Origin of the sequence: Paenibacillus faecalis (assembly GCF_900289175.1) — a bacterium.
GTDB classification, from domain to species: Bacteria; Bacillota; Bacilli; order Paenibacillales; family Paenibacillaceae; genus Paenibacillus_AQ; species Paenibacillus_AQ faecalis.
Window position 1 is genome coordinate 994,940 of sequence record NZ_LT985747.1, and the last position, 26,250, is coordinate 1,021,189.

Here is a 26,250-nt window from a genome sequence, read left to right on the forward strand (position 1 = left end):
CGCTATCCTTTACTATCGTTTATGAAAGGTAGATGAAACAACATGACACAACCGTATCCACTTTTATTTCAACCTGAATTTAAAGAAAGAGTATGGGGGGGACGTGCCCTTGAACAATTTGGCTTAAACATTCCAGAAGGCCATATTGGAGAAGGCTGGATGATTGCAGACCATCCGAACGGAACCACTTCTGTAGTTAACGGAGAGCTGGCTGGTCTCGGTCTGGATCAGGTCCGCGAGAAATTCGGTGCCAAATGGTTTGGCAAAAAAGGATTTTCTGAAGTGAACGGCCGCTTCCCGCTGTTGATTAAACTGCTGGACTGTAATGATGACCTGTCCGTTCAAGTGCATCCAACAGATGATTATGAAGGTTTGCCAGAAGGTGAACTGGGGAAAACAGAAATGTGGTACGTGCTGGATGCTAAGCCGGATGCCAAAATCATTTACGGGCTGAAAGAAGATGTTACCCGGGAGGTTCTTAAAAAAGCGCTGGAAGACGGCACAGTAATGGATACTCTCCAAACAGTGCCCGTTAAGGCTGGTGACTCATTCTACATACCGGCTGGAACGGTTCATGCCCTCTGTGCTGGTGTTGTCGTAGCTGAAATCCAGCAAAATTCCGACACAACTTACCGGATATACGATTACAACCGTCCAGGGCTTGACGGCAAACCTCGTGAGCTCCACATTGAGGACTCCTTGAATGTAACAGCTTATGAAGGATCAGGTGCAACAACAATGAGCACGGACCATGCGGTGCCTGGACAATGGCTGGAACTGGCCAGATCGCCATATTTTATCGTAGAAAAAGGGATTGTTGAAGGACCATGGAGTTTGAAAACAACCGATGACAGCTTTACCATTCTGGTTATATGTGACGGAGAGGGAACCATAAAATGGGATGAAGGGTCTCAGACTTTTTCTTCCGGTCAATGCTTCCTGCTGCCTGCAAGCCTTGGGTCTTACACATTAGAAGGCAATTCAACCGTCCTTCGTTCTTACTTGCCTTAAAGGGACTTGTTCTGAAGTATATCTGAAAAATCAATCGTTTTGTGGAGGTGCCGGAAAGCGATGAAATCAGAGACATTTACGATGTTGAATACTGAAGCAATGGACATTTTTGTGTATCAATGGCTACCTGAAGAGAATACGAATATCAAGGCAGTCCTTCAGATCGCTCATGGTATGTGTGAAACGGGGGCAAGGTATGAGGAACTGGCTGCCTTGCTTACGAAACATGGTTACGCCGTTTACGCCAATGATCACCGTGGACATGGCAGAACAGCCAATAGTCTGGAAGCACTCGGAGATACAGGAGAAAACGGATTTGACGGAATGATACAGGATATCATCCTTCTATCCAGCGTAATTAAGGATAAACACCCTCAACTGCCGCATTTTTTACTTAGCCATAGTATGGGGTCTTTTCTAACACAAAAGATCATGTGCACACATAGCGAGCATTTTGACGGATTTCTCCTTTCCGGCTCCAACGGCCCGCGAGGGTTTCTCGGCCTAGGTGAAGCTCTCGCTGCGGCCCAGGCCAAAATAAAAGGACCTGTTCACCGAAGCGCACTTATGAATGCAATCGTATTTGGACCTTTTAATAAAGGCTTTGGCCCTGTCCGGACTCCCTTCGACTGGTTGTCGAGAGATCCGGAAGAAGTTGACCGTTACATAAACGATCCCTACTGCGGAAAGGTATGTTCTGCGCGATTCTTCCGGGAATTTTTCCGTTTACTGAAGCAAATCCACAGACCTGACATGCTGAATAATCTGGTGAAAGACAAACCGATATATATTTTTTCCGGCGATGAAGACCCGGTAGGGATGCATGGAAAAGGTGTACGTAATCTCATCAACCTGTACCAGAAGCTCGGAGTGCAGCAATTGGAATACCGTCTGTATCCTGGCGGTCGCCATGAAATGCTTCACGAGATCAACCGAGACGAGGTCGCTTCTCATATACTGGATTGGCTTGAGCGGCATGTATCTGGAGCAGATAAAGAATCTCCTGCAGGGTCTGTTCTGTAATTAACAAAACTTAAGCAGATTTTTTCCGTAAATAGGCGACTCGCGATTCATTTGAATGGCGGTCGCTTATTTTTATAACTCTCGGCTTTATTTTATAGCTATATGTCATCATTTCTCCGGCATTTATCCCTTTACAAGAACAGGTTATCATGGTAACATGACGTTTGGTTCAAATATTCAAATTTTCAGATATATGAATATCATAAATCAAGGAGATAACATCCCATGGATAAAAATATTCAACATTTTAAAGCCGAATTCTTCAAAGCGCTCGCTCATCCCATGAGAATTCGCATCCTGGAAATATTGAGCCAGGGGGAGCGTAATGTTAATGAACTTCAGTCGATGCTTGGGTCAGAGGGCTCAGCCGTATCCCAACAGCTTGCAGTGCTTCGCGCCAAGAACCTAGTTAACAGCGTAAAGGAAGGCACAACAGTGATCTATTCCCTTCGTGATCCGCTCATCAGCGATCTGCTCGGGGTTGCCCGGCAAATATTTAACAACCATTTGGTAGAGTCGATTTCTCTTTTGGAGGATATTAACAAGCAAACGTAGGAATGAAAGGCTGTTTAACCAAAGGCGCATCCACATAACAAACGAAGTTCATTGTCATTCCCCGCCGGACAGCGGGGCTTATTAAAGTTACAGGAAGAATGTAATGTAAAAATTAAGAGGAGAAGAGTAAAGCAAATGAAATGGATGAAACGTTTTAATGGTTACTCGGCTAATGATTTTCGCAAGGATTTGATTTCTGGTTTTATCGTAGGGATCGTTGCCATTCCATTGGGGATGGCTTTTGCGATAGCTTCCGGAGTCAAGCCGGAGTATGGGCTGTACACTACGATCATTGCTGGTATATTGATTTCCTTGTTTGGGGGCTCCAAGTTTCAAATCGGCGGCCCAACGGGTGCTTTTATTCCTATTTTGCTTGGAATCGTCATTCAGTACGGTTATGAGAACCTGCTGATTGCCGGCTTTCTGGCAGGAATATTCCTCGTGCTTATGGGACTTCTGCGTCTGGGTTCCTTGATCAGATTCATTCCGAAATCGGTCACCATTGGATTTACGACCGGTATCGCTGTTATTATTTTCAGTGGACAAATCGCTAATTTTCTCGGACTGGAAGGCGTGCAGCGTCACGAATACTTCTTTTACAATATGAAAGAAATCGTTCTGCGTATTTCCTCGTTGAATCTGTACAGTGTGCTAACCGCAATTATCTGTCTGGCTGCACTCATTTTTACACCTAAATTTTTCCCTAAAGTTCCCGCTTCTCTCGTCGGCATCATCGTTTCCACCTTGATCGCCGTCTGGCTGTTCCCTGGAAAGGTAACGACCATCGGCACCGCTTACGGAAACATTCCCAGCGGACTCCCAGAGTTCGTTCCGTTGGAACTAAGCTGGGATCGCATCGTGATGATGCTGCAGCCGGCTCTAATTATCGCAATGCTTGGGAGCATCGAATCCCTGCTCTCAGCTGTAGTAGCCGATGAAATGACAAGCAGCCGGCATAACAGCAATCGTGAGCTTATCGGACAGGGCGTAGCCAACATCGCCGCTCCGCTGTTTGGGGGAATTCCCGCTACAGGCGCTATTGCTCGTACAGCGACGAACATAAAAAGCGGTGCAGTATCTCCACTATCCGGAGTCATCCATGGTGTGGTAGTCTTGCTCATCGTCGTTCTGTTCGCCCCTTATGCATCGAATATTCCTCTAGCCAGCATGGCGCCCATTCTTATGGTTGTAGCCTGGAACATGAGTGAATATAAAACATTTACACATATGCTTAAAACCCGCACCGGGGACTCGCTTATTCTGCTTGTCACTTTCCTGCTAACGGTATTCACAACATTAACGATTGCCGTTCAGGTCGGATTGGCTTTGGCTGTTATCTTATTTATCAAACGAATGAGCGGTATGTTAGCAGTTAATAAAGTATTGCCGGATCACACCTCCGATAAAGAAAAAATGCAGCCGCATATGGTAACCGAAAAGCGTGATTGTCCGCAACTTGGCATTTATACGGTCGAGGGCACTTTATTCTTCGGTGCCTCCCATATTTTTGAAAGCTTTGGACGCAAACTTTTGGAGGACTCCAATCTTCAGGTCGTTTTGCTCCGAATGGGAAAAGTTCCATTCATGGATGCGACTGGAGAATCGAATTTTTCCAGGCTGATCCAGCAACTTATGGATCGCGGTGTCGTTGTTGTTGTCTCCGGGATCAAATCACAGCCTAAGAAACTGCTGATGAAAACCGGATGCTACTCCATGATTGGTAAAGATCGTTTCTTTGAGCATACAGGCGAAGCTATAAACTTCGCTCTTGAAAATATTCAATATAACAAATGCCTTGGATGTAAACAGTTTGCATTTCATGAATGCGCAGAGTTAAGCAAAACAGGAAAATTGAATCGTAAACATATTTCATAGTTAATATTGTTAAAAAAACCTCCCCAGGGGGAAGTGGCAGTTTGTGCCGCCGCCATATACCCAAAGGGAGGTTTCTTTTATATTCTTTTCAATAGCACCTCATCTATATTAAGGAAGTGTGTTCAAAAATGGTCTGACCGTATTGGCAAGACTATAGTTTGTCGTTCCATCCCAGTTAATGGACCATGTCATGGCTCCCCGAATATCAGGGTATTTAGCAACCGGTTTATAGCTTCCACAGCTGTTTCCGGTAGCCAAACAGTTTAGCGCATTATTGACGACGGTTGGGGAAACATATCCGCCCCCTGCTGCTGAAGGTGTAGCCGGTACACCTAGTCCCAATTGAGATGGGGATATCCACTGCAACGTTAAATCAGAAAGAGCCGTCAGGAAATCAACACTGCCCTGTGTGTAACATTTTCCGTCAAGACCGAGCATACATCCGGAATTATAATACTGTACGTTGACTACAGTTGTAATATCTCTCAAATTGTTGTAAAGCTGAATATAGGATGTATTCGGACTCTGCATGTCTATCGTTTGCGGAGCCATCGTCAGAACAAAGTCATTGCCGACTTTTTGCTTCAGCTGACGGATTGCATTGGTTAAATTATTGACATGCAAACCATGCTCCAGGTCAATGTCCACCCCATCCAGGCCAAACTCAGTGATGATTCCATACATACTGTTCACAAAATTTGTTACATTCGGTGAAGGGTTATTGAGATCAATATTACCCAATTCGCCTCCAATGGATATGATAACCTTCTTGCCCTGAGCACGTTTAGCCTGAATGTCTGATTTCAGCTCAGTATCTGTATACCCGCCCAAAGCTGCGGAAAGAGCAGGATCTACCGTAAAAGTGACAGCTCCGGGATTCGCCGGGTCCATCTCAGCAAACGCCAATACAATGATATCGTACTGAGCCGGTATATCTCTTACTTTTAAATTGGTTGCGCCGTTCACAAAGTTCTGCCAGTATCCTGTCAGTATATGTTTCGGCAGCTGGCCACCACCGCCCCCGCCGCTGCCATCCGGTGTTCTTGCATTTACGGTCGCGCTGGCCGGAGAAAGATTTCCAGCAGCGTCCTTGGCAATGACTTTAAACGTATATGTGGTGTTAGCTGAAAGTCCGGTCATTGTCGCTGTCGTACCGGTAACAGATACAGCCACTGCGTTGCCTTGGTATACATCGTATCCTGTCACACCTACATTATCCGTCGATGCCTGCCAGGATAGAGTTACACTCGATGAGGTGACACCGCTTACTGTCACGTTCGCTGGAGCTGTAGGAGCTATAGCATCTCCGCCTCCATCTCCTCCGCCTTGAACAAGCTGCCACATCGCAGGTACATTAGGCGGTTCCCATCCGTTTAAAGAAGTGTGAGATTGAATAGCTTTATACGTTTTTCCACCATACGTGACCGTGTCGTTTACGGTATAAGATACATTAGGTGCCCACGGGCCCCGATCTGCTGCAGAAGCCTCAAGCGGTAAAAAGCTCATGATCATCGCCGCGACGACCAACAACGGCAAAACCATTTTCGATTTGCCTAGCAATCTAAATAAACCCTTTTTCATTATAAATCCCTCCTCTAAAAAAATAGTAAATCAGACTTCTGCCTGCCCACGTAAAACGACACCACCTCCTTTCAAAACACTCTTTCACCTATGATACCACAAATATTGGTAGCGCTTTCTTGCATTGTGTTAAACATTTTGGTAGATTTAAATTTTGATAAACAACTATATCACACTACAAGAATAAACTACATTAATTGTAAATAATTCTCAATAGAACTGAAGAATCAATTTTTCTATGACCATATGTTCTGCTAGATAAACGTTGATAGATTTAAATTAAAAAAAGCAATCGCTCTGCATGACTCTTTTAACAGATGAATGCTTTTTACCTTTCTATATGTACATCTAACAAAAAATAGGGCAGTCCCGAAAGGCCCATTGACCCGGGGCGGCTCCTTTGTCTGTTCTAATGACGCTATCGGAACGAAGCAGTCCTCCAATCGCTCTTGCCCCCGAATATCCTGAATTCATTTTACAAGGAAGATATATCGGGGACAAAGGCGACCGCTACCGCTTTTTCAGAATTGCTTCAAGAAGGCAGCAATAGACCAAAAAGCAGAAATGGCGGCTGCAGAGATAACCTCCTTGGCACCGCCATTTCTTTATTTTTGCATAATTTACTCATCAAGTGAGTGTCTCGTCTAGTGAGTAGAGCTACTCTTGGGACAGCCTCTTTCGGCCGACCACAACGTTTCTCCAAAATAATTCCGCCTTCTCCGTTGAAGCCTAGCGTAATTTAGCTCAATCTATAAAATCTACTCTTCCGGCGTCCGATCGATAACTAGCTGAGTGACCTCGGTAAAATCACCCTTTTCGATCTCCTCTTCCGTTGCGTCTTCCTGCAACATTTCGTCATGATCTTCCATCCCATCTGCAACCGTCGGTTCATCATTATGCTTGGGATCTTGCCTCTCTATCATGTTTATCACCCCTTCACCCGTTAGGTTGCCGGATGAAGCTGATTTTTAAACAACCTTTGTAAAATAAAGCGGCCGTCCATCCTCTGATTGCTGATACAGCACAACCAGCATCGTTCGGGAAGAAGTATCTTCCCTCTCTCCACTAGCTGAAATCCCGGAGCCACCGTGGTGTATAACTTCTTCCAGATCGAAAGGAAGCACTTCAATCATGGCATGTTTTTGCAGCTCACGCTCACCGACTTCAAGCTTGTTCAAACCGCCTGAGAATTGTTCCTGCTCATTCAAAACTTGCTTCAATTGAGCAGTCCATTCATTTTTATCCTGAACGAAATCCCACCAGATTTTTCGAGGTTTATATTTATGTCCCAGGAAATAATCAAACTTCATTAACCCTGTAATGATTTCCATACGCGGCGTTTGCCGATATTTGAGAAATGCTGTCAAACGTGTGAACAGATCCTCCAGCTGATGTCCAATTTTCTGCCAGCCCTGAGCTTCCCAGTAATCCCCGAACTCCTGAAAGAAGTCGAAAGGAGACGGGAATTCATGCGTCATTAAATATTTCAGTGTATGATCCATACGATGTGCATTCCAGTATTTCTCAAGCACATCCTCCAACCGCTTCAACCTGACAATATCCGAAAACGACAATACATCATTGCCCAATATTTCATAAGGCGCATAATCCATATACGTGTAATTGTATTTAGGCGCATCGATTCGCATTCCGGTACCGCGCAGCATTTTCAAAAATCCGAGCTGGAGCTCCTCCGGTTCGAGTGCGAATACATCGTTAAACGTCTTCCGGAATGTGTCGTAATCTTCGAGCGGCAGGCCTGCAATCAAATCCAAATGCTGATCGATCTTTCCGCTTTCCTTAATCATGCGGACCGTACGAGACAGCTTGGAAAAATTTTGGCGACGCTTGACAAGCACATTCGTCGGGTCATTCGTCGATTGAACACCAATCTCAAAACGGAAGATGCCTGGCGGGGCGTTTTCAGCCAAAAATTCAAGGACCTCAGGCCGCATAATGTCTGCCGTAATTTCAAATTGAAAAACACACCCTCGATGATTTTCAATCAAAAACTGAAACATTTCAAGTGCATAATCACGTTTGATATTAAACGTGCGATCCACGAATTTAATCAGCTTGGCACCGTGATCAATTAGATATAACAGATCGGACTTCGTCCGTTCGATATCGAAATAACGAACGCCTACCTCAATACTCGAGAGACAAAACTGGCAGCTGAACGGACAGCCCCGGCTTGTCTCGAAATAGACGACACGTTTACTCAGATGCGGTATATCCTCGGCAAAACGATGCGGTGAGGGCAGTTCGTTCAAATCACATTTTGGACGCGGCGGATTAATAATGACCTCACCGTTTTTACGATACGCGGCTCCGTACACAAAATGATATTTATGCTCGCCCTCAATCTCCTTCAGGAGATGATGCAGCGTCTCCTCACCTTCGCCCATAATGATAAAATCAACGTTGTTTAGCCGATGCATCCAATACTCTGTATCGTAGGAAACCTCCGGTCCTCCCAAAATGATCGTTACCTCTGGCATCACTTTTTTAATAATGTCAATCACTTTAATCGTCTCTTCAATGTTCCAAATATAACAGGAAAAGCCGATAACATCAGGTTTTCGTTGAAACAGATCGGAAACGATATTCATCACTGGATCTTTGATGGTGTACTCTGTGAGCTCAATGTCAAAATCCTTCTCGCTGTAAGCCTTAAGGCAGCGAATGGCAAGTGACGTGTGAATGTATTTTGCATTTAACGTAGACAAGATGACTTTCATGGTTTACGACCTCGCTTGGTTTTTATTCCATACGTGTATTTCATCATATCGATAACGCTTATTTATCGTTATTGCATCGATTCGATTTATTCATACTCATCATAATCATATTCTGTATACGAATCTCCGGACTGATTTAGAAAAAAATCGAGAAACGGCTTGCCGTATTTGCGGAACTTCACTTCGCCAACTCCCTTGATGCCCAGCATTTCTTCCTCGCTTTTCGGACAAACCACACTCATCTCACGCAAGGTCGCATCGTTAAAAATAATATAGGACGGCACATGCTCACGGCTGGCCAGCTCGCGGCGGATAAGTCGCAGCTGTTCGAACACGGTCTCATTGACAGCTGACGGTGAATAGTCGCGACTGGTGTTCCGTCGCTGTCCCGCCGCGGCCTTCGCAGGACGCGGAACCCGCTGCATCACTTCTCGCTGGCCTTTAAGCACCTCTGCTGCACCGCTCTGAAGTTTCACAACCGGATACTGCCCTTCGGTAAGCGCAAGAAATCCTTCGGAAATAAGGACATGAATCATTTCTGATATTTCCTTCTCCGTTCGATTGGACATGACACCGTAAGTAGGCAGGCGGTCAAAACGGTATTCCAGCACCTTTTTGGCACGTGAGCCTTTAAGGACGGACGCTACCATAGAAACACCAAATCGTTCACGCATCCGGTGAATACAAGAGAAAATCTTCTGGGCGTCCACCGTAATATCGATCAGTTCCCGATCATCCGTACAGGAGCTACAGGTCCCGCATGGTTTATCCTCATGGTCTTCGCCAAAATAATCCAGCATGGCGCTGCGCAGACAGCGTGTTGTATAACAATAGTCGATCATCTGCTGCAGCTTCCGGTATTCGTTGTGTTTTCGTTCAGAGTCCTGGGGGTTCTGTTCAATCAAAAACTTCTGGGTCATGATATCCTGCGCACTAAACAGCAGTATGCACTGGCTCGGCTCGCCGTCACGCCCTGCACGACCGGCTTCCTGAACGTAAGACTCCATATTTTTGGGCATATTATAATGAATGACATAGCGAACATTGGATTTATCAATCCCCATGCCAAACGCATTGGTCGCCACGATCACACGGATATCATCATACAAAAAAGCCTCTTGGCTGGAAGCGCGCTCCGCATCGTTCATCCCTGCATGATAACGTCCTGCGGCCAATCCTTGCTGCTGCAAACGCTGGCACAGGTCATCGACTTCCTTGCGGGTTGCGGCATAGATAATACCGGATTGATGTGTATGTGATGCTGCATAATCCAGCACATACTCTCGCTTGTTCTCGCCGCGGAGCACAGACATCTCCAAATTATCACGGCCAAGCCCGGTAACAAACACCTGCGGCTCATTCAAGCTGAGAAGTCGCTGCATATCTTCCATAACTTCCGGTGTCGCTGTAGCCGTAAAAGCAGCCAAAATCGGACGAACGGGCAGCTCCCTTACAAAGGGGGCAATCGACAAATAGCTTGTCCGGAAATCATGTCCCCATTGGGAGACGCAGTGGGCTTCATCAACGGCAACACAGGAAATTTGAAGCTGTGCCATCTCATCCCTGAACCAATCCAGCTCCAGTCGCTCCGGAGCTACATATAGCAGCTTCAGCTCTCCCCGCTTCGCCTGCCGAATCCGCTCATTCACTTCCTTGCCGCTCAACGTACTGTTGATATAAGCAGCTGAAATGCCTGCTGTTGTAAGGGCATCCACCTGATCCTTCATTAACGAAATCAGAGGCGATACGACCAGGGTCATTCCCGGTAACATCAATGCCGGAATCTGATAGCAGATTGATTTACCTCCACCAGTCGGCATAATCCCAAGCGTATCCTGTCCCTCAAGAAGGCTCGCTACGATTTTTTTCTGTCCTTCCCGAAAGTCAGGATAACCGTAATACTTCTGCAAATACTGTCTGGCAGTATTCAAATTCATCAATTCCGAATGACTCCGTTCCCTATTTAACATTTTAAAACTCCTAACTCTAACCTTTTGGTTCTTGCGACAGGACAGTCTCTACCTTTAAGTTTACCGGGGTTTGGTTGTATCGGCAACCAATAACCATTCTATAATGCGATCCATGGAATTGCCTTGCACTAACATGGTATAGTTGACTGGAAATCTACTTCAGGATGGAGAATAACCATGACTAACAAAAAACGTCCCTCCACGGGACCAAGATCATTGAAACCAGAAAGAACACATACAGGAGCCTCTGCTGAAAAAAGAAGCGAGTACCGCGCCAACAAGCCGTACGATTCATCAAAACTCAATCGTAAGCATCATGAGCGTAAGCGTAAAGCGGGCCATGCAGCAAACATCTCCAAACCGGGTTCCGAGAAAACCTATCCTGTTAAAGAGCCTGCGGAACTACTCGCCTTTTTGCTAAACAATATATCAAATATGAGCCGAAATTCGATCAAATCCCTTCTTGCCCGCGGACAAGTTCTAGTAGACGGTCATACTGTCACGGCGTATAATCATGCCTTAAAACCTGGACAAACCATCACACTAAGCAAGCATAAAGCCGCCGATAGACCCGAGCTAATCGGACTGAGTATATTGCATGAAGATGACGATGTGATTGTGATCGAAAAGGATGCCGGTCTTCTTTCCATTGCCTCCCCCAAAGAAAACGAAATGACAGCTTATCGCCAGCTGACAGCTCATGTGCGCAGCGACAATCCAAATGCGCGAATCTTTATCGTTCACCGACTAGACCGCGATACGTCCGGTGTGATGATGTTCGCCAAAAGTGAGAGCATTCAGCAAACCTTGCAAAATAACTGGCGGAACACTGTCAAAGAGCGTACTTATATAGCCCTGGTTGAAGGTGCGGTGAGAAAAGCCGAGGGAACCATTACGTCATGGCTGAAAGAGAGCAGCACTCTGAAAATGTACTCCAGCCCTTATCCGAATGACGGACAGCATGCAGTAACCCACTACAAGACGATGGAGACCAATCGGGATTTTTCACTGCTGGAGGTCAACCTGGAAACCGGACGAAAAAATCAAATCCGTGTACATATGGAAGACATCGGACATCCCATCGTAGGCGACAAAAAATACGGTTCAAAATCCAAAATCCTCGGCAGACTCGGTCTTCATGCCAAAGCATTGGCCTTTATCCACCCGACAAGCGGAGAACTTATGCGCTTTGAGAGCAGCATCCCCCATTCGTTCATGAGAACGTTTCGGAAAAGTCGCTCATAAGCAACAATCATAATCTCTTTCTATATTTTGCAGCATGAAAGCAAGAAGGGAATATGTTCGGTACCGTGCAAGGGCAGTTATGTTATGGACCTTAAGGGATTGGGTAAAAACATAGTTAAACATGACCTTATTTAGCATTTTCGCTCCTCAAGAGTAAGAACGCATTATTCTGGAAAATTTAAGGGCATATCTTGGCTTATCCAATACTTGATTATAAGGGGAAATGAGCGATGAAACCTGATCCGATACAACATATCACCTTGCACGGATTCAACAACCTCACCAAAACACTCAGTTTTAATATGTATGATATATGCTATACCAGGACCAAGGAAGAACGCGAAGCTTACATTGAATATATCGATGAACAATATAATGCGGACCGGCTCACTGGAATTTTGAAAAATGTATCCGATATTATTGGAGCTCATGTACTCAATATCGCTCAACAGGACTATGTACCGCAAGGAGCCAGTGTAACGGTGCTCGTATCCGAGGGTCCTGTTATCGAGGTCCCCGACGCATCCCTTGATGAGTCACCGGGGCCGTTGCCTGATAATATCGTTCTTCAATTGGACAAGAGCCACATTACCGTTCACACCTATCCCGAATATCATCCGAATGAAGGCATCAGCACCTTCCGGGCTGATATTGATGTATCCACCTGCGGGGAAATATCACCGCTCAAGGCATTGAATTATCTTATCCATTCGTTTGATACAGATATTATGACGATCGACTATCGAACACGAGGATTTACGCGAGACATCAGCGGACAGAAACTGTTTATCGATCATGAAATCAGCTCCATCCAGAACTATATCCCGGACGAGATTCAAGCACGGTATGACATGATCGATGTCAATGTCTATCAGGAACATATTTTTCACACCAAATGCAAGCTAAAACAGTTCGACCTGGACAACTATTTGTTCGGCTACACGAAAGACAAGCTCACTGCGGAAGAGCGGGAAGAAATTACAGCTCGACTAAAGCTTGAGATGGATGAAATTTATTATGGCAAAAATATGGATCGGAACTGACAAAAGACTGCATCATTATCGGTTAGTTGCCAGCAGCCGTCTGCAAGGTTTTCAAATATACAGATAGGCTGGGCTCACACGAGCCCAGCCTTCTTTTTGCCTATGTTTTTTCGGCTGCTTCCTTGTCAGTTAGAGCATTTACCCTCGCTTTGTAATGTGGAGACACTACATACGGTTTGCCGGCTTGACCGACCAATTCCGTCCCATTTGTAAGCCCCACATTCCGCTCTGAAAGCAGCTGAACCAATCTCTGCCTCCACTGCAGCAGGAGAGGACGAGCATCCTCTCGCCCTGCCAAGTCCCGGCATTCGCCTGGATCGCCGCTCAGATCAAACAGCTGCTCGCTGTGAAGGCGTGGAAACCATATATATTTAAATTGGCCATCCGTCAGGTAATGCATCTCCTGTTCATCCGAATAACAAGCACAATGCTCACCGTGAACGAAAGTGCGCCACTCCTCTGCCGCAGCGTTCTCTCCTTGCATCAGCCTCTTCATGCTTTGACCGTTGACGGTTTCCGGTATGGCAAGACCGGAAAATTCCAGTATTGTAGGCATCACGTCCTGAATCGTAACCGGCTTCCCAACTCTAGATTTCACCTTGCCAAATGACTGCGGCGGCTTAATAATCATTGGAATATGCGCCGAGCCTTCATAACCGTATGTTTTACGCCAGAGATGGTGGTCGCCTAGCATATCTCCATGATCCGATAGAAACACAATCATCGTGTTTCCATACAATCCTTCACGTTGCAGATACTGGATTAATCGCCCGATCTGATGATCGATATGGTGGATTAATCCATAATAACCTGCGCGAGCGCGATGAATTTCCTCCGGCTTGCGAACACCTCGCCAGGCAACGGGGCTTGCCGCATCATACGACTTATCATGAATATGAGCCCAATCCCCCACAAAAGGCCCCGGCAATGACTTGTTCTCATACAGATCAAAATAAAACGATGGTGCGTCATAAGGTGAATGCGGTCGTGCAAATGAAGTTTTCAGAAAAAACGGCTTCCGTGGATCTCTCCGCTTAAGGAATGCAATCGACTCATTTACGGTCCAATTGGTCGGATGCAAATATTCGGGAGCATGATACGGCCTTGCCATCCACGAGTTCCAGTGAATACCATGCTCGACATAATCATAAGGACCCGTCTTATTCTGTTCGAACCAAAGCCGATAATCGGAGACAAAGTTAGGATCTTCAACGCGACCGGATTCATCAAGTACCGTATGATGAAAACCGTTTAAAGAACGCTGCGGGTAAAAATGCATTTTGCCGACTCCTTGCGTATGGTATCCGGCGTCTGCCAATACACCGGGAAGTGTGCTGACAAACCCGGTCTCCATCGGGCCTTGACCGGCACCCATGCCCAATATTCCCGTATGCCAAGGGTCCATGCCCGTTAACAGACTCGCTCTAGCAGGGACACAGGATGGCGACGGTGAATATGCGTGCTCAAATACGGTGCCATCTGCGGCCAGCGCGTCCAAATTAACGGTTTCGATCACTTCATTACCGTAACAACCCAGCGTATCCCATCGCTGCTGATCGGTCATGATCATCAATATATTTGGCCGTTGTGCGGCAGGCATTTATGTATGTCTCCCCTTTCATGAAAGACCGTGCCGATCCGAATCCAAGGCTTCCCTTATGTTCAGGCATGATGAAGACGAGGCATCGGCATCGGTTCCTTTCCCATCTCAGCCCATAAAAATCGGTGCAGGAGCTGGGTCTTCAGGTTGCTATATCGCGGATCATCCCACAGATTATGAAGCTCGCTCGGATCTTCCTGCAAGTCGAATAGTTCCCCGTAAGGACGTTCATAATACACAGTCAGCTTGTATCTTTCATCGACATACGTCTTGACATGCATGAAAGTCGGTTCATTTCGATTCTCGCAGATGATATGGTTTCTTGCGGCAGATTGTTCCCCTTGCCATACCCGGCTCTGATCCACCCCCGTCATCGTACGCGGAGCCTTGACGCCAGCGAAAGAGAGAAATGTCGGTGCCAGATCAACAAGAGACTGCAGCGCCGATTCTGTCTGCACGGCAGGAACCTTGCCCGGATACCGGACGATATACGGTAGTCTCAACAAATCTTCGTAATGGAATGCCCCCTTGTATTGTAAGCCATGCTGTCCGAAAAAATGGCCGTGATCTGTCGTATAAACTACGATCGTATTTTCGGACAGTCCGAGTTCATCCAGCTTATCCAGAATCCGCCCCACATACTTGTCCATGAAGCTAATCATGCCGTAATAAACAGCCATGTTCTTCTGTTGTTTGTCTCTGGGAATAACATGGGTATATAGTCCATGTACTCCTTTGCCGGTTTCTTGATATGCAGAGAAATCCGGATGATGAAGCTGTGTCATGCCGAAATGAGGAGGATTGGCGTCATGCTCACCAGGCATCATCTCTGGAAGCGTAAGCTTCTTTGGATCATACATCGTATCCCAAGGTTCCGGTACAAGATACGGTGGATGCGGATCAGGGAAGCTGGCCCATAGGAAGAAAGGCTCTTCGTTTGCGGCATACCCTTCCATCAGGTCATTCGTCCGTTCCGCGATCCACGCGTTATAGTGGTATTCCTCCGGAAGCGACCACCGATGTTCCGTAGAATACGGAAGACTACCGGTTGGCTCAGCGTAATGTGCTTTCCAATCGAATCCCCGCTCTTCCATCCAGATAGCGTAATGCTGGCCGACTAGATGCTCATGCGCGTGATTGCGCAACATTTCCGCTTGCTCAAAACCATAGAAAGGTCCTGTGTAGTCCCGCCAAAAGTCGAGATCTTGCAACTTCGGCACAGCTTCGACGGAAGGATACGCTTCGGTTGAGACGAGCGGTTGAAAATGCGCTTTGCCGATCAGCGAAGTTCGGTAGCCTGCCTCCTGAAGAGCATCTCCAACAGTGGGAACGTTCTCGGACAACCTGGTCCCGAGCGCCCAAGCGCCATGCTGGCTCGGGTACATGCCCGTAATGATCGACGACCGGCTTGGTGTGCAGGTCGGATTCGGGCAATAAGCACGCGAAAACACGGTCCCTTCTCTTGCGAGACGGTCAAGATTCGGCGTCGAAATCTCATCGTTAAACGCACCGATCGTATTCCAATGCTGCTGGTCGCTTGTAATCAACAGAATGTTTGGTTTTTGAGCCATTTTTCCGATTTATCCTCCTCATACTCATCAATTAAGTATGCCCCGACAGCGGATAACCGATATCGGGGACGTCTAGAATGCCTAACTCCCTGATTGATAACGTTCATAATTGGATTGAAGAATGTTCATCATTTCGCCAAGGCCCATATCATCAAGCTTCTTGAGGTAAGCGTCCCACTCCTTGTCTACCGTCCCATTCATGATCCAGTTTGGCTGCATCTGCAGCACGTAGCTCATGATATCCGCTTTTAGTATCGCCATTCGTTCCATGTCTTCCGCGGTGAAGAGCATGTTTGGATACGCCGTGTTTTCCATGAACGGTTCATATACTTTCATGTACTCCATCCGCTCCAATTTTGCTTCATTACTCTCTATCCTGTTCGCCGTATCCATCAAAATCGCAGTCGCCGTCGTATTGCCCGGCGCTTCACTATGCCTGAACTCATCAAAATTCATGCCATCCGGTGTCGGCAGGAAAGAGTAAGTACCGTCCGCGTTTTCCTTCATGGTTGTACCGATCGGGCCATAAGCCCATTGCAGCGCATTTTTCTCTTTATACAATTCATCCACCCAGCGAAGCGACAGTTCTGGATGGGGGTTCGCCGACGTAATAGCGAATCCTGCTCGAGTAAAGTAATGTGGATTATACTCATTCCATAACTGATCACCTTTCGGTCCTTTCAGCGGCGGCAGCGGCACATATTCATCCATATATTCAACCCCGGCAACGTTAACCGCACGAAATCCGCTAAAGACACCATACAGCGGCGCACCTTCGTTCTTGCCTTTGGCGAAATAGACGTTTCGGTCATGCGTGAACACTTCCTTGTCGATCAACCCTTGTGTAAACAGCCTTCCCAAGTAGGCAGTTGCCTCTTTATATTCCGGTTGAGAAGGATTAAAGATCACCTTTCCATCATTAACCGAAATATGAGAAGGCGTATCCAATAGGCCGAATGCGCCATGTAAGGAAGAGATGCCATTCAACATGTTGTCATATAGAAAGCTAAATGGAATTTCGTCCGCTTTGCCGTTTCCGTTCGGGTCCTGATCTTTGAACGCCTTGAGCGTAGCCTCGAATTCATCCGTCGTCGTCGGCAGCGGCAACCCGAGTTTGTCAAGCCAGACCTTGTTGATAAACATAACTTCGCCAAGCGCTTGCTCCGGTCCTTCTTGGATTTGCGGGATAGAGTAGATGTGGCCGTCCGGCGCCGTTATCATCTTCTTAATCTCTGGGTTCTCTTCTAACAACTTGTGAATATGTGGGGCATAGGTCGGAATCAGATCTTCGAGCGCGATCAACATGCCCTGTGGTCCGTATTTCATCAGATCATCGTCTGTCAGACTCTCCGCGCCGAAAAAGACATCGGGCAGCTCGCCACCGGCGAACATCAAGTTTTTCTTCTCTTCATATCCTTCGACAGTTGCATCCCATTCGATATGGACATTTGTTGCCGCTTCGAAATCTTGAACAACTTTCATCTCTTCATGCGATTTCTTCTGTTGAGCCGCTCTCGTTGTCATAAATTTTAGCGTTACCTTATCCTCTACAATCGGAAGCCCAGTCAAATTGACCTCTGCTGCATCCTCTGGTTGATCGCCGTCTTTGTCTTTCCCTTCTTGTTCCGAAGAACAGGCTGACAGCAAAAGTGAAAATGCAAGTGTCAGTGAAAGTCCGAGTGCAATCCATCCTTTTGATTTCATAGCATAAAGCTCCCCTTTAAAATATATGTTTTCTCTCGTGCCCGGCCGTATCTACCCTTTGATGGAGCCAATCATGACACCCTTCACAAAGTAGCGTTGCAAGAACGGGTATATCATTAATACCGGCAGCGAGGCGACAATAATGATCCCGTATTTCATCACATCGACGATCCGAAGCATTTCGGAATCGTCCTGCCCAACTGTCAGCATATTCTCCTGCGTTTCGTTCACGATCAAAATTTCCCTTAACACAATTTGTAGCGGCTGAAGCGCTTCGTCCTGTAAATAAATAAGAGCCTGAAAATATGAATTCCAATGTCCGACCGCACTGAACAAAACCATCACTGCAATGATCGGCATCGACAGAGGCAGCGCGATTTTCCAAAAGAAAACGACATCCGAACAGCCATCTATTTCAGATGCTTCGTAAAGTTCGTCCGGAATGGTCGTCTGAAAGAACGTCCGTGTAATGATGACATTCCATGCGCCGACCGCTGTCGGAATCACCTGTGACCAGATCGAGTTGTACATACCCAACTCCTTGATCAACAGGTAAGACGGGATGAGACCTCCGCTGAAGAACATCGTGAATACGATTAAAAACATGAATACGTTACGACCAACAAGGTTTCGCGAAAGCGCGTACCCCGCCGTGATCGTCAAGACAACGTTGATAGATGTACCAAGCGCCGTGTAGATCAGTGAATTGCGATATCCCCTCCAGATCCGTTCGTCTTGAAAAATTCGCTCATATCCTTCAAACGTCAGCCCTTTAGGCAGCAGCCAGACATGTCCGGCATTAACGCTGTTCGGATCGCTGATAGAAGAGATAACGATGACGTACAAAGGATACAGGACAACCAACATGAGCACTGTAAGAAACGTGTAATTCAATGCATCGAACCATCGGTCCGCCGCGCTTGATTTCACCTGCAATATCTATGTCAACTCCTCTACCATAAACTTGCTTGCTTTGTCGATTTCGCCAATTGATTGAACCCGATAAGCAGCAGGAAATTGATGACGGAATTGAACAAGCCAACCGCTGCCGAATAACTGTACTGGGCGCTTAACAGACCGGTTTTATAAACGTAAGTTTGAATAACTTCCGAAGAGCTCATATTGAGCGGATTTTGCATCAAATACATTTTCTCAAAGCCAACAGCCATAAAGCTTCCAATATTCAAGATGAGCAAAATCATGATCGTCGGTAAAATAGATGGCAGATCGATATACCAAATGCGGTCCAGCTTGTTCGCACCGTCGACAATCGCCGCCTCATGAAGGTCTGGGCTGACGGATGTCAACGCTGCCAAGTAGATGATCATCGACCAGCCAGCGTTCTGCCATATTCCTGAAAATACGAATATCGTCTTGAACCAGTCTGCGCTAGCCATGAAGAAGACAGGATCGCCACCGAACCATGAGATCAGCTGATTGATCAAACCGTTCCTCGGGGAGAGAAACAAGAAAAGCATCCCGACGATGACGACGACCGATATAAAATGCGGTGCATACGTCACCGTCTGCACGAGTTTCTTGAATCTACTGTTTGCTACTTGGTTCAGCAGTAAAGCCAAAATGATCGGGATTGGAAAAGCGACAAGCAGCTCATACAAATTGATAGCCAGCGTATTCCAAATCACAGTGCCGAATTTGTAGGAAGAAAAAAAGCGCTCGAAATGTTCGAAACCGACCCACGGGCTGCCAAGAATCCCTTTACTAGCCATAAAGTTTTTGAATGCGATGATAACGCCGTACATCGGAACATAGTGAAAGATCAAAAAGTACAATATCGTCGGAAATAAAATTAGATACAACTGGTGATGTTTACGTATGCGCTTCCATTTATACGAAAGACTTGTCGAGTTTGTTGATTTCGTTGTCATTCTCCCCTCTCATGTCGACCTGTTGATACCGCGGCATATACAACGTTAAGGGGATATACATGGATCGTAAATATGCAAATCGTCTATCCAATTGTCAAATCGTTGGTTTCAGCCTGATTTGACAACCGGAAAGACATTCCACATACTTGGTGTTTCTATAGCGAGGATCTCCTAACCACCGATATCCTTTTGCGATAGGTAAAGCTTGCGATAATCACCTGGCGTTACCTTAAACACCTGCTTGAACTTCCGAATAAAGTTCGGCACATCCAAGTAACCGACTTGCTCGACGATGTCTTTGAGCTTCATATCGGTCGTTTCCAGCAGATACTTCGCCCTTTCCATCCGACAATAGGTCAGATAGTCGGTAACGGTCTGGCCGGTCAGTTCCTTGAAATGTCGCTTTAGGTACGATAAGGAAACCGCGAAGTGATCGGCCATATTCTGAACTGAGAACTGCTGGTCACTGTAGTGAGCCTGAATATACGCCAGCATCTCCTGTCTTTGGCTATTTGACTTTACTTCTGTCTGAGAGTGTACAATATCTGCACACAGTCGCTCGCACATGAATCCGATGACATCAGCCAGCTCCTGAATCGTATCGAAGCTGGTCAGACTGAAAACATCTGGATATGGATTGTCCTCGGTCTCAAGCGCCCCCTTTAACCGATAAGTCTCCTTGACGATGCAATTGATCATGTCGTAACAAATACATCGGACCATATGCAGAGGTATAGCGCTCGATTCGATATAGGTCAGGACATCACTAACAACCTGCTTCAGCGATTCGGTATCTCCTTTGCGGATCAACATCTCCATTGCTTCAATGTCCTGCCTCGGATATTCGAATCCAGGACTCGACTGGTTGGAAATTTCCGAATATAGAATTACTTCGTTATAGCCTTTCAGCAACCTGAAATCGAGAGCGGCCGAAGCTTCGATGAATGATTTGCCAAGCTGACGGATATCCTGCCGGAGATCGCCAACGCCTACTGTAATGCCGATGCCGTAACGCTCACGCATTTTTCCATGCAGCATCTTCATCTCATCCATCCATTGTCTGTCCTCGGGATCAACGGCACAAATAAAATTAATAATTTGTCCTTCTAACCCCTCGACTCGATAACAGTTGAACTGCTGGCGCATCATCTCTTCTATTCCTGCCAGCAAGTCGGATTGCTGTTTCCACGGCAATTGATCAATATGTCTAACTGATAATCGAACAACAAACAACCCAGACTTCATGAACCGGATTCCTACTTCCTCTGCTTTCTTCAGAAACGGTTCTGGTTCATTTATTTTTCCCGTCATCAACGTGAGCAGCAGATGCTCCTGGACCGCAGGCCGACTGTCGTGCAATGCATCCCCCAACTTCTGTTTCTCATTCGTTATTTTATGTACAGCTTGCAGCACTTCGTTTAAATTACGATACGATTCACCCCATTGTTTACCGGTAAACAGCAGAAAACGCCGAAGTGGATGATAATTGAATTTCAGCATGACAAATATGAGTCCACAACCGACGACAAGGACCAGGCCGAGCGACAACAGCGCTCTCGATTTCACTTCGTTCACGCGCTCCATATATTGCTCGACGGGAACTAACGTTATATATGTCCAATTGAATTGATCCGATTTCACCTTGGAAAATGCCAACTCTTCCCCTTCCAACGTCCCCGTACTCATCCCGAATGGCAGTGACTCGACCAGTTGATGAAATTCCGGCTGTTCCAAGTAAGCCTCATCGCGCAAGGAGACAATCCGTTCTCCGTCATCGTCTATAATGATCGTATTTCCCCTATTGTCTTCCAACAGCCCCTGCAGCATGATGCGCACAGTCTTCTCCTCGATCATGAATAGAACCGATCCATAGGGTGACGCCGAATTCAATGGAAGCGGCACGATATATGTCAGCACGCGATCATCTGTCAATCGAGAAGATACGATCGGTTCTGAATGTCGCAAGACAGGACGATCAAGCTCGCCCAAGTCTTTCATAAACTGCTCGAAGCTCCAATTCTCATACGGGTAGAACGTATCGATGAACTTGGACGTCGGGTAGGTACTGGAGCCGGAATAAATGTATGGCTGTCCTTTGAAATAAAGAAAAACTTCTTTTATAAAATTGTTGGCAGATGTATATGTGCGAAACCATTGTTTCGCTTTGACTGCGTTATACATGTTTTGATTTAACTGATAAGGCGTCAGCTCAGGCTTTGAAGCAATCTCAGCTGAGATCTTGTTCATTTCCTTTATTTTCGTATCGAAAGAACCTTGGATTTGTTCAAGCATTCGCTGGTGGTTGGATACTATCTCTTCCTTCAAAATGTCTACAGAATACCGAAATACAAGCAATCCAATAAGCAGTACCGGAATAATGAGCAACGACAAGTAGGAAATCAAATATTTATAAAATAACGGCATCTCTTTCATTTAAATCCATTCCCCCTTGCTACATTACACAAATGATAGATAGTATAGTAAGCGCTTCCACCATGAAGCATTAAATTATATTATCATATTGCTGGAACCCATACCATCTCTATTCCGAAAGCAACAATCAAATAAACTTAAAGGGCGCTTCCAGCTCGTAACTACAGTGGAAACGCCCCTTTTTAAAATCTAGATTAGAATTGAATTCGCAATCCTTCATATGTATGAATACCTGTGCCGTAGCGAACAAGATCTTTTTCCCGCAAATCCTGTGCCGCGTGTTGTGCGACCTTGAGCCAGCTTGGATCAAGCCCGATAGTGTTATGGCTTCCGAATATTCGCTTCACTTCGGGAATACGCGAAATTGTGTCGAGTGAGTTCAGAAGAGCTTCAGGGTCTGTTGTCGGATAAAAAGCATAAACCGGTGTCTCATCGTACAGTAAATCTCCTGTAAACAGATAGCCTCGACTCGGATCAAACAGAGCGATATGGCCTGGTGAATGACCCGGCGTATGATAAATTTTCAGGCTTCGTCCTCCAAGTTCAACCACATCCCCGTCACGCAGCAATCCTGTCGGCTTCCCTTGATATGGCTTATAAGACGTCGGGTCAAACGTCTCTGGGACCGGCCTTGTAATATCTCTCGACATGTCTTTTCGAATCTGCTCGATTCCGAGCCCCTTAATACCGCTTACCAGCCAATCTTCCTCAGCTTCATGCACATATATCTCCTCGAATTGACCGTGGCTTCCAATATGATCCGCGTGCACATGTGTCGTCAGAACGATAATCGGCAAGTCGGTGAGCTGATCGGTCATCCGTTTGATCTGGTCAATACCAAGTCCCGTGTCAATCAGCGCCGCTCTTTCTTGTCCAAGCAAAAGGAAGGAGTGAACTTTCTCCCAGTGGCCAAACTCACTGATCGCAAACGTCTCAGCATCGATCTGCGAAACTGTAAACCATGCATCATCAATAACAATCTCATTGTTCATACGTATCCCCCGCCATTTCACTATTGAATGGTAATGTCACTGTCATCGTCTGGATTAGAACAATCCACTCTTTTGTTCACTGTAGCTATGTTAACATAAGAATATAGCTTATATTGTTTCCTCTCTGCTCTTGGTTATGGTATATTATCCACATTCGTGTAATTATCATCAATGTCAGAAGGAAGTGCCTGTATGTTCGATCCAACCATATTTGAAAATTTGAAGGTTGCGGTGGAGAATATAGTCTATGATCTGGATAATCTGGATAAACGGATTTTGGTCACCGACCGGACAGACCGGATAGATATGGCCGTCATGTCACGGCATTTCAGTCTCAAATTCGAGCTTGTTCCAAAAACGGGAGCAGAGGCTGAGATTCGGCTTGAGGCTTTTTTAAAGGATCTGGCCGCTGAAATATTGGAAACTCCCGGGGAACAGCCCGGCTGCGCGCTATCCCTTCGTTTCTATACACAAGTTAGAATTGTACCCGAGCAGTGCCGACGTATTGCTGAACTGATAGAGGCCATATGGGACCCTCAGATCACCCCGGTACAGACACTAAGCTGTGTTTTCGGTGAAGACCCTGCCGTTTTCAAAAATACGATAGAACTTAAATTCCCGCATAAAATCAACGAAAATAACATGTCTGAACTCCCCAATCTGGTGGAGCATATGATCCGAACGCTTGAGGGATTAACCGAGCTGTAATTTCATATTTAAGTGTTTAGCAAATAAGCCACTTGAAGGATTGACTCTTCAAGTGGCTTGCTCTTATTTCGATTGAACGACAAACCGAACTTCAATATCGGAAGGATCGGTTACATAAGAAGCACCGTCATCACGCTTCTCCAACGTCAACCCTGCCGCACGGATTCTACTGCTGACCACCTCAAGCTCTTCTTCGGTTGGAAGAACAACGGTAAAATAATTCATACCCGCCGCATGACGAGGTGTATTCGGCACGCCCACACCAGCCCATACATTCAATCCGAGATGGTGATGGTACCCACCTGCCGAAACGAAGAGTGCAGCTCGGCCGTAATGCGCCGTCAGCTCAAATCCAATCACGTCGCAATAAAAACGCTGCGCTTCTTGAAGATTCGATACATGGAAATGCACATGACCAATTACCGTTTCTGCCGGAAGTCCGGCCCACTCCAATCCTTCGGATACCGCCAGCAAACCGTCCACATCTACAGGTTCTGTAGTCATCATGATTTCGCCCTTTGCATCCCGCTTCCATGTGTCCCTCGGTCGATCTGCATAAATTTCAATGCCATTATTGTCCGGGTCACTGAGATAAAGAGCTTCGCTAACAAGATGATCTCCTTGCCCAACCGGAATTTGATGAGCTGATAAGTTTCGCAACACAAGTCCAAGTGTTTTACGATCTGGCACAAGAATCGCAAAATGATACAGCCCTGCCGCTGTTCGCTCCGGCTGCCGGATTAATCCCTCCACCTCTTCAAGCACAAGCAATGGATGCTTGCCGTCGGCCGTCAATTCGGCGACTCTTCCTTGCTGTCGAAGCACTTTCAAGCCGATAACCTTAGTATAAAACGTAACGGATCTCGCCAAGTTACGTATACGCAAAGAAACTTGTCCAAGCTCTGTGGACGGATGAAGCGCTGCTGACATCATCACCACTCCTTATTTTCATCAAATCATGAATTGAATTTACGTTTTAATAGTATAACAAGTCATTGGATGTAACAACAATAGTTACAGGTTGTATATGACTGATTATATTAGCTAACAAAAGTAAAGTCAATTACATTTTTTCATGAAATGTCGTCAATCCTTAACCTTCGGGTCTAAGGAGGGGTGTCTGCCCTCATTTTCTGCATCCATCAATGATATACTCTGTACGACGTCATGAAGCGTAACTTCCTGAAGTACTCTTTCCATCGCTTGTTGGGCAAGCTGAAACACAGGCAGGATGACATCTTGAATATTTTTTCCCACAGGACATTTCACATTTGGATGCTCATGAACCGCAAACAGATTATTCTCCTGAACTACGTGAACTGCACGATATATATCCAACAACGATATTTCCGCAGCGGGCTTCTTAAGCTTGGCGCCGGCTACTCCTGGACGTACTTCAACAAGACCCGCTTTATTCAGCATACTTGTAAGCCTTCGAATGACTACCGGATTCGTATTGACACTTCTTGCAACATAATCTGAGGTGCTCGGTTCAGACTTGTTCATCTCCAACACAGACAAAATATGAATGGCGACCGCAAAACGGGTGCTTAAACTCAAGGTGACTCTCCCCCATCGTAGCTTCTCAAATGAAATTGTAACTATCATAGTTACATCAAACGGAAAAAGTCAATACATACGAGACGCCTTATGGATTATGATAAAGAGCTCTATACTCATCCTCCAACATGCTCATCATGATCGAATCATGATACTGATGTTCATAATATAACGCATCCCGCTGTATGCCTTCTTTACGAAATCCGACCTTTTCATAAGCCCTAATCGCGCGGTCGTTGTATGTAAACACCTGCAACTCAATCCGGTGCAGATTAAGAACTCCAAAGCTGTACTCCAACAGAAGACGGATTGACTCCGGCCCATATCCCTTACCCTGATGGTTATCCGAATCAATAGCAATCCGCATATTGGCATTTCGGTTGATATGATCGATATCCTGTAAGGCGATATCCCCAATCACTTCATCCGTATCCGCTAATGCGATAAGCAGGAGGACTGTGGAGTCATCCGTTGACTTGCCCTCAATATAGCGGCGAATGCCTTCCAACGTGAAAGGCTTCTTCGTTCCGGTTAACCTCCGAACTTCCGGGTTAAACAACATATGAAAATACCCTTCTGCGTCCTCTATCCCAATCGGTCTTAAATATACTCGCTCTCCTTCCAGAAAGCGAACCGGCTGCGTGGTCCATAACCTCGAATCCATAATACCCCCCCTGATTTTTAATTTTTGGTTAAGCGTCTATATTATAACAAGGAATTACACTTGAAGTATTTCCGACAGTTGATAC

The 26,250-nt window shown here is 46.0% G+C and carries 21 protein-coding genes; 7 read left to right on the forward strand and 14 right to left on the reverse strand.

Going from position 1 to position 26,250, the window contains the following annotated elements; genetic code table 11:
* Positions 1-42: 42 nt before the first annotated feature.
* From C8268_RS04880 to C8268_RS04895, 4 genes are all read left to right on the forward strand, one after another.
* Positions 43-1,011, forward strand: coding sequence for a type I phosphomannose isomerase catalytic subunit (locus C8268_RS04880; RefSeq protein WP_106766641.1), 969 nt, complete (start codon positions 43-45; stop codon positions 1,009-1,011).
* Between the two features lie 60 nt (positions 1,012-1,071).
* On the forward strand, positions 1,072-2,034 hold the full coding sequence (locus tag C8268_RS04885) for an alpha/beta hydrolase (RefSeq protein ID WP_106766642.1): 963 nt from the start codon (positions 1,072-1,074) through the stop codon (positions 2,032-2,034).
* A gap of 225 nt (positions 2,035-2,259) precedes the next feature.
* Positions 2,260-2,589, forward strand: coding sequence for an ArsR/SmtB family transcription factor (locus C8268_RS04890; protein ID WP_106766643.1), 330 nt, complete (start codon positions 2,260-2,262; stop codon positions 2,587-2,589).
* Positions 2,590-2,724: 135 nt separating this feature from the next.
* On the forward strand, positions 2,725-4,464 hold the full coding sequence (locus tag C8268_RS04895) for a SulP family inorganic anion transporter (RefSeq protein ID WP_106766644.1): 1,740 nt from the start codon (positions 2,725-2,727) through the stop codon (positions 4,462-4,464).
* A 108-nt stretch (positions 4,465-4,572) separates the two neighbouring features.
* Here the strand turns inward: C8268_RS04895 and C8268_RS04900 are convergent, their stop codons facing one another.
* The 4 genes from C8268_RS04900 to recQ all read right to left on the reverse strand — a co-directional run bounded on the left by C8268_RS04900 (position 4,573) and on the right by recQ (position 10,756).
* Positions 4,573-6,045, reverse strand: coding sequence for a chitinase (locus C8268_RS04900; RefSeq protein WP_106766645.1), 1,473 nt, complete (start codon positions 6,043-6,045; stop codon positions 4,573-4,575).
* Between the two features lie 758 nt (positions 6,046-6,803).
* Positions 6,804-6,968: a hypothetical protein gene (locus C8268_RS22895; RefSeq protein WP_199794811.1), complete on the reverse strand. Its 165-nt coding sequence runs from the start codon at positions 6,966-6,968 to the stop codon at positions 6,804-6,806.
* A 45-nt stretch (positions 6,969-7,013) separates the two neighbouring features.
* A complete protein-coding gene (locus C8268_RS04905) occupies positions 7,014-8,786 on the reverse strand; it encodes a B12-binding domain-containing radical SAM protein (RefSeq protein ID WP_106766646.1) in 1,773 nt (590 codons plus the stop codon).
* 86 nt (positions 8,787-8,872) lie between these two features.
* Positions 8,873-10,756: a DNA helicase RecQ gene (gene recQ / locus C8268_RS04910; RefSeq protein ID WP_106766647.1), complete on the reverse strand. Its 1,884-nt coding sequence runs from the start codon at positions 10,754-10,756 to the stop codon at positions 8,873-8,875.
* 177 nt (positions 10,757-10,933) lie between these two features.
* On the opposite strand from recQ, the gene C8268_RS04915 reads away from it, so the two are divergent.
* Both C8268_RS04915 and speD read left to right on the forward strand, forming a co-directional pair.
* Positions 10,934-12,001, forward strand: coding sequence for an RluA family pseudouridine synthase (locus C8268_RS04915; RefSeq protein WP_106766648.1), 1,068 nt, complete (start codon positions 10,934-10,936; stop codon positions 11,999-12,001).
* 230 nt (positions 12,002-12,231) lie between these two features.
* Positions 12,232-13,044 (forward strand): adenosylmethionine decarboxylase, encoded by an 813-nt coding sequence (speD, locus tag C8268_RS04920; protein ID WP_106766649.1) that lies wholly within the window; start codon positions 12,232-12,234, stop codon positions 13,042-13,044.
* A gap of 100 nt (positions 13,045-13,144) precedes the next feature.
* Here the strand turns inward: speD and C8268_RS04925 are convergent, their stop codons facing one another.
* The 7 genes from C8268_RS04925 to C8268_RS04955 form a co-directional block, all read right to left on the reverse strand.
* Entirely contained in the window at positions 13,145-14,644 is a 1,500-nt protein-coding gene (locus C8268_RS04925) for an arylsulfatase (RefSeq protein ID WP_106766650.1), read from the reverse strand.
* A 62-nt stretch (positions 14,645-14,706) separates the two neighbouring features.
* The gene (locus C8268_RS04930) at positions 14,707-16,215 is read right to left on the reverse strand and encodes a sulfatase family protein (RefSeq protein ID WP_106766651.1); all 1,509 of its coding nucleotides are present in this window, start codon (positions 16,213-16,215) and stop codon (positions 14,707-14,709) included.
* Between the two features lie 81 nt (positions 16,216-16,296).
* A complete protein-coding gene (locus C8268_RS04935) occupies positions 16,297-17,919 on the reverse strand; it encodes a type 2 periplasmic-binding domain-containing protein (protein ID WP_106766652.1) in 1,623 nt (540 codons plus the stop codon).
* A 51-nt stretch (positions 17,920-17,970) separates the two neighbouring features.
* On the reverse strand, positions 17,971-18,855 hold the full coding sequence (locus C8268_RS04940) for a carbohydrate ABC transporter permease (protein ID WP_420094234.1): 885 nt from the start codon (positions 18,853-18,855) through the stop codon (positions 17,971-17,973).
* Positions 18,856-18,872: 17 nt separating this feature from the next.
* Positions 18,873-19,808: an ABC transporter permease gene (locus tag C8268_RS04945; protein ID WP_106766653.1), complete on the reverse strand. Its 936-nt coding sequence runs from the start codon at positions 19,806-19,808 to the stop codon at positions 18,873-18,875.
* Between the two features lie 171 nt (positions 19,809-19,979).
* Entirely contained in the window at positions 19,980-22,241 is a 2,262-nt protein-coding gene (locus tag C8268_RS04950; RefSeq protein WP_106766654.1) for a helix-turn-helix domain-containing protein, read from the reverse strand.
* Between the two features lie 194 nt (positions 22,242-22,435).
* Complete coding sequence (locus C8268_RS04955; RefSeq protein ID WP_106766655.1) at positions 22,436-23,233, reverse strand: MBL fold metallo-hydrolase; 798 nt, start codon at positions 23,231-23,233, stop codon at positions 22,436-22,438.
* A 192-nt stretch (positions 23,234-23,425) separates the two neighbouring features.
* On the opposite strand from C8268_RS04955, the gene C8268_RS04960 reads away from it, so the two are divergent.
* The gene (locus C8268_RS04960) at positions 23,426-23,941 is read left to right on the forward strand and encodes a hypothetical protein (protein ID WP_106766656.1); all 516 of its coding nucleotides are present in this window, start codon (positions 23,426-23,428) and stop codon (positions 23,939-23,941) included.
* Positions 23,942-24,004: 63 nt separating this feature from the next.
* Here C8268_RS04960 and C8268_RS04965 read toward each other — a convergent pair whose 3' ends face one another.
* The 3 genes from C8268_RS04965 to C8268_RS04975 form a co-directional block, all read right to left on the reverse strand.
* Positions 24,005-24,871, reverse strand: coding sequence for a VOC family protein (locus C8268_RS04965; RefSeq protein ID WP_106766657.1), 867 nt, complete (start codon positions 24,869-24,871; stop codon positions 24,005-24,007).
* Between the two features lie 156 nt (positions 24,872-25,027).
* A complete protein-coding gene (locus C8268_RS04970) occupies positions 25,028-25,501 on the reverse strand; it encodes an Rrf2 family transcriptional regulator (RefSeq protein ID WP_106766658.1) in 474 nt (157 codons plus the stop codon).
* Between the two features lie 88 nt (positions 25,502-25,589).
* On the reverse strand, positions 25,590-26,165 hold the full coding sequence (locus tag C8268_RS04975; RefSeq protein ID WP_106766659.1) for a GNAT family N-acetyltransferase: 576 nt from the start codon (positions 26,163-26,165) through the stop codon (positions 25,590-25,592).
* Positions 26,166-26,250 lie beyond the last annotated feature (85 nt).